The organism is Streptomyces albidochromogenes, assembly GCF_005981925.1.
Taxonomy (GTDB): Bacteria; Actinomycetota; Actinomycetes; order Streptomycetales; family Streptomycetaceae; genus Streptomyces; species Streptomyces albidochromogenes.
The window spans coordinates 1-5433 of the sequence record NZ_VBVX01000384.1 but is presented as its reverse complement, the minus strand read 5'-3'; the positions used below and the strand labels follow the sequence as shown (position 1 = coordinate 5433).

6 protein-coding genes are annotated in these 5433 nt (G+C 71.2%); all 6 read right to left on the bottom strand.

All coding sequences use genetic code 11. The annotated features are described in order from the left end of the window. Window positions 1-233: 233 nt before the first annotated feature. Complete coding sequence (gene menC / locus E2E34_RS30635) at window positions 234-1346, bottom strand: o-succinylbenzoate synthase (protein WP_138905120.1); 1113 nt, start codon at window positions 1344-1346, stop codon at window positions 234-236. 25 nt (window positions 1347-1371) lie between these two features. Next, window positions 1372-2130, bottom strand: coding sequence for a GNAT family N-acetyltransferase (locus E2E34_RS30630; RefSeq protein WP_138905119.1), 759 nt, complete (start codon window positions 2128-2130; stop codon window positions 1372-1374). Continuing rightward, on the bottom strand, window positions 2127-3209 hold the full coding sequence (locus E2E34_RS30625; RefSeq protein ID WP_138905118.1) for a M20 family metallopeptidase: 1083 nt from the start codon (window positions 3207-3209) through the stop codon (window positions 2127-2129). The genes E2E34_RS30630 and E2E34_RS30625 overlap by 4 nt, the downstream gene beginning before the upstream one ends. 236 nt (window positions 3210-3445) lie before the next feature. Continuing rightward, window positions 3446-4468 (bottom strand): dipeptidase, encoded by a 1023-nt coding sequence (locus E2E34_RS30620; protein ID WP_138905117.1) that lies wholly within the window; start codon window positions 4466-4468, stop codon window positions 3446-3448. Window positions 4469-4559: 91 nt separating this feature from the next. Further along, entirely contained in the window at window positions 4560-5252 is a 693-nt protein-coding gene (locus tag E2E34_RS30615) for an ABC transporter ATP-binding protein (protein ID WP_138905116.1), read from the bottom strand. Next, window positions 5249-5433 (bottom strand): oligopeptide/dipeptide ABC transporter ATP-binding protein (locus E2E34_RS30610; protein ID WP_138905115.1); only part of this gene is annotated, 185 nt, incomplete at its 5' end. The genes E2E34_RS30615 and E2E34_RS30610, both read right to left, overlap by 4 nt.

Genomic DNA, 5433 nt, shown 5'->3' with positions numbered 1-5433 from the left:
GGGCGGGCGGGCTGCGTGGCGTCGTGGATGCTCGGCGGGTGGAAGCGCTCCTGCCGTCACGCGGTGCGGTGGTTCCACTGTGCCGAAGCGGTGGACCCTTTCGTTCGTGTCCTGGGCTGAATCCAGTCGGGCCATTCCGTCGCACGAGACGAGGCACAGCGAAGGCGACAGGCTCCCTGGGCGCGATTGCGGCCAGGGAGCCTTCGGGAGAGTCGGTTGTCCTCTGGGGAGGACTAGAGCGCGATCCACTCGGTGGAGGTGGTGACCTCCTTCAGGACGTCCGGGAGCGGCTCGATGCCGAGGCCCGGGCCCGTCGGGACGTCGAGGTGACCGTCGGCGAGGACGAAGGGCTTCGTGATGTCCGTGGCGAAATAGCGGTGCGAGCCAGAGGTGTCGCCGGGGAGAGTGAAGCCGGGGAGGGCCGCGAGGGCGACGTTGGCGGCGCGGCCGATGCCGGTCTCCAGCATGCCGCCGCACCAGACGGGGATTCCGTGGGCGCGGGCGATGTCGTGGATACGGCGGGCTTCGAGGTAGCCGCCGACGCGGGCCGGCTTGATGTTGATGATCGAGCAGGCGCCCAGCGAGATGGCCGCGGCGGCGTCGGCGGCGGACTCGATGGACTCGTCCAGGCAGATCGGGGTGCGCAGCAGCTTCGCGAGCTGGGCGTGCTGGACCATGTCGTCGTTGGCGAGGGGCTGTTCGACAAGGAGCAGGCCGAAGTCATCGAGCTTGGCGAGCTGCTGGGCGTCGACGAGGGTGTACGCGGCGTTGGCGTCGACCTGGAGGAGGAGGTCGTCGCCGAAGCGCTCGCGGACGGCGCGGACGGGGGCGACGTCCCAGCCGGGTTCGATCTTCAGCTTGATCCGGACGTAGCCCTCGGAGACGTACCCCTCGACCGCGTCGAGGAGCTCGGGTATCGAGTCCATGATCCCGACGGAGACGCCGCAGGGGACGCGGTCGCGGGCTGCGCCGAGGTATGAGCCGAAGGACTCGCCGGTCGAGCGGAGTTGGGCGTCGAGGACGGCGGTCTCCAGGACCGACTTGGCCATGTGGTGGCCGGTGAAGGGTTCCAGGGCGCGGCCCACGGTGGCCGCGTCCACGCCCTCCTTCGGGAGGGCCGGGACGAGGAAGCGGCGCAGGACGTCCTGGGCTCCGTCGACGTACTCGGAGCAGTAGCGGGGCTCGGACATGGCCGCGCACTCCGCCCAGCCTTCGATTCCGTCGGAGGTGACGACACGGACGAGCAGAACGTCGCGGCTGGTCTCGACGCCGAAGGAAGTGCGGAAGGGGGCGACGAGCGGCATCGCGATGCGGCGCAGTTCGACGCCGGAGATCGTTGTCTTCATGTGCGGGTGGCTCCTGGTCGGTTGTTCAGGCGGTGCGGTGGACGACATAGCTGCGGCGGTCGTGGAAGCCGGCGACGCGAGCTCCCTCAGCGAGTAGGCCACCGAGGACGTGTCGTACGGCGAGCCGCCATTCCCGGGCGGCGTCCGGGTCCGTACGGCGCAGGGACTCGATGTCGTCGGGGAGGTCGATGAGGACGGTGCCGGCGTCGGTCGGGACGACCGCGGGGCGGCCGCCGTGGTCACGGACACCGTGAGCGGTGTCGGCGGGCAGGTCGAAGGTGTACGGCCCTGCGGGCGCGGTCAGGTCCCAGGCGGTGAGGACGCGGTCGGACTCGTCGCCGCCGTTGATGGCGTCGTCCATGGCGCCGTAGAAGGACTGCAGGTACTCCTCTGGGCGGGCGCCGAGCTTGACGAGGTTGAAGTAGGCGTTGCGGCGGATCAGCGGATCGTAGGTCCACGTGATGCGCTTCAGTCCGCGGTCGAGGGCCCATCGGCGCTGGTGCAGCTTGAGGGCGAGACCGATGCCGCGTCCCTGGGAGGCGCCGGTGATGTGGGAGTGCAGGGTGGTGCCTACGGGGTCGCCGTAGAAGCCGACGGAGGCGCCGACCAGGCGGCCCTGCTCGTAGGCGCCGGCCACGTAGTTGCCCGCGTGGGACAGGGCACGCATCACCTCGGCGGACACGGGCGGACTGTCGGCGGCCGTGCCCCATATGCCGGCGTAGAGGCGGCTGACGGTGTCGAGGTCCTCCATGGTGTGGAGTTCCCTGACGTCGAGTGCGGTCACTGCAGCGCTCCGACGAGGTGGGCCAAGAGCCGGGCGCGGTCCGGCATCGTGGCGGTGACGACGTGTTCGTGGTCGGCGTGGGCCCCGTCGCCGACGGCGCCGAGGCCGTCGAGCGTGGGGCAGCCGACTCCGGCGGTGTAGTTGCCGTCGGAGGCGCCGCCGACGGCCGCCTGCCGAAGAGGGTCGAGGCCGAGTCGCGCGGTGACGTCGCCGGCCAGGGCGAAGAGCCCGCGTGAGGCGTCGGGGTCCAGGGGCGGGCGGTTGGGGCCGCCGGTGATGTCCAGGCGCGCGTCGGGGTGTTCGGGTCGCAGGGTCCTGATCAGCTGGTCGACCGTGTCCTGGGCGGCGGCGCTGGGGACGCGTACGTCCACGCTGAGGTCGGCCCGGGCCGGGACGGTGTTGTTCGCGGTGCCGGCCGACATCACGGTGGGAGTGACCGTCGTCCCGGGTCCGGTCTGGGCGTTGACCGTGTCGGCGATCCGGCTCAGGGCCAAGATCTGGTGGGCGAGTTCGGTCGCCGCGTTGACGCCCTTCTCGGGTTCGAGCCCGGAGTGGGCGGCGCGGCCGTGGACCGTGATGTCGTAAAGGGAGACGCCCTTGCGACCGGTCTTGAGTGCCCCTCCGGGTGCGGAGGGCTCCAGGACGAAGGTGGCCGCGCACTGACGTGCCAGGTCCTCGATGAGGTGGCGGGAGGTGTCCGAGCCGACTTCCTCGTCGCCCGTGACCAGGACGCAGATCCCGTCGAGGGAGGGCAGGGCGGCGAGTGCGTGGAACATCTGGACCAGGCCGGCCTTCATGTCGAAGACGCCCGGGCCTCGGGCGATGCCCTGCTCCACCGACCAGGGGTGGGTCGTGAGCGAGCCGATCGGCCAGACGGTGTCGTGGTGACCGAGAAGCAGGATGCGCGGGGTGCCGAAGGTCCACTGGACGTGCGTGACGCCGTCGACGACCAGCGTCTGCGGGCGGGACCCGAGCAGCCGGCTGCCCTGGTCGGCGACCACCTGTGCGCTGCGTGCGACAGCTGCGTGGTCGGCGGAGTACGACTCGCAGGTCGCGAGTTCTTCGAGGTCGGCGAGCATGGCGTCAAGGTCGAACGCATGGTCCGCTCGCGGGGGGCTGGGTTCTTGGTCAACCGGCACGGTGGGTCCTCCAGGTCGGGATGTTGCCACGCTAGGCAGGGCGGACACGGCCCAGTTGGTGCCGTGGTGACAACCTGGACGTCCGGTTCGTACCGCGGCCCCAAAGCCCGCCGGATAAGCCGGTGCCCGGTGGTCGTACGACCGCCGGGCACCGTGCAGGGACAAGTCGGCGCAGGTCAGCCCATATGCTTGGCCATGAGCTGCCGCATGTTCCCGCCGAGGATCTTCAGGATGTCCTCCTCCGGATGCCCCCTGCGCACGAGCGCCTCGGTGACCAGGGGCATGCCCGCCGGGCCTTCGAGGCCGGGGAAGTCGAACATCGGGTCCTCGTCGTCGAGGTTCTCGCAGCAGGGCGGCATGACGTCCGCCATGACCTCGCGTACGAAGTCCGAGCCGAGCCCGACGTGGTCGATCCCGGCGACGGAGACGATGTGCTCGATGTGGTCGACGATCCGGTCGGTGCTCACCTTGGCCTGGTCGTCGGTAAGGAAGTCCGGCACGAAGTTCACGCACACCACGCCGCCGGTGGCGGCGACGCCGCGGATCTGCTCGTCGGTGAGGTTGCGGTGGTGATCGCGCAGGGCGCGGGCGCACGAATGGGTGGCGATGAGCGGCCGGGTGGCCAGTTCCAGGACGTGCGCGACGCCACTCGCCCCCAGGTGGGAGATGTCGAAGAGCATCCCGAGGCGCTCCATCTCGCGCACCGCCTCGACGCCGGGCACGGTCAGCCGGCTGCCGGTGGCGTCCTCGCGACTGCCGTCCGCGAGCGGGGTGCGCCCCCAGTGGGCGATGGAGGCGATCCGTACACCCAGTCGGAAGAGGGTGGGGAAGAGCTCGACGGAGGCGTCGATGCCGGGGGCGCTCTCCAGGGCCAGGACCAGCGCGATCTTGTTCTCGGCGAGGGCCGCGTCGATGCCGGCGCCGTCGAGGCAGAGGGCGACCTGGTCGGCGTTGGCCTCGGCGAGGACGTGGGCGCACTCGATCATGCGGAGGGTCTGCCGGAGCGCCCCCTCGGGGCGGTACTGGTCGTCGATGAAGACGGGCAGGACCTGGATGTCGATGCCGCCCTCGCGCAGCTGGGGCAGCCAGCGTTCGCGGAAGAAGGGGCCCCAGCGCTTCGGGGGGCGTGCGGCGACAGCCAAGAGGAGGTCGTTGTGGGCGTCGGCGACGACGGCACGGTGGTGGAGGTCGTGGGACACGACGGTCCTTTCGGGCGGTGGAAGGGCGTCCGGCGGCCCGTATCCGTACGGGGTGTCGGGCCGCCGGACGCGATGGCGAGGGGCGGAAGGCTCAGGCGTGGGCGAGGCGTGGGACGGAGTCGAGCAGGGTGCGGGTGTACGCGTGCCGGGGCGCTCCGATCACGTCCTCGACGGGGCCGGTCTCCACGAGCCGGCCGCGGTGCATGACGGCGACGGCGTCGCTGACGTACCGCACGACGGCGAGGTTGTGCGAGATGAAGAGCATGGTCAGGCCGAGTTCGCCGCGCAGTTCGCGCAGCAGGTTGAGGACGGCTCCCTGGACGGACACGTCCAGGGCGGAGGTGATCTCGTCGGCGATGAGGAGTTCCGGCTCGGCCGCGAGGGCGCGGGCGATGGCGACGCGCTGGCGCTGGCCACCGGAGAGTTCGCGGGGGTACTTGCTGGCGTACGCGGCCGGGAGGGAGACCAGTTCGAGGAGCCGGCCGACCTCCGCCTGCCGCTGGGTGCGCGGGACGCGGGTGCCCTCGGCGATGGCGTCGCCGATGCTCATGCGCGGGTTGAGCGAGGAGTACGGGTCCTGGAACACCATCTGGACGCCGCCGGGCGCGACCCCGGTGACCGTGCCCCGGTACGGCGTCAGGCCGGCAACGGCGCGGGCGAGGGTGGACTTCCCGGAGCCGGACTCCCCCACAAGCCCGGTGACAGAGCCGGCGGGAACCTCCAAGCTCACGCTGTCGACGGCGGTGAAGGAGCCGAAGCGGACGGTGAGTTCACTGATGTTCACAGGACCTCCCAGCAGGCCACGGAATGGGTCTCCGTACGGGCGAGCAGCTTGGGGCGGATGGCGCAGCGGGCGGTGGCGAAGGCACACCGGTCGGCGAAGGCGCAGCCGTCGCCGACGTCGGCGGGCGCGGGCTGGCGGCCGGGGATGGTGGTGAGGGGGCCCGAGCGGTCGGTGTCCATAT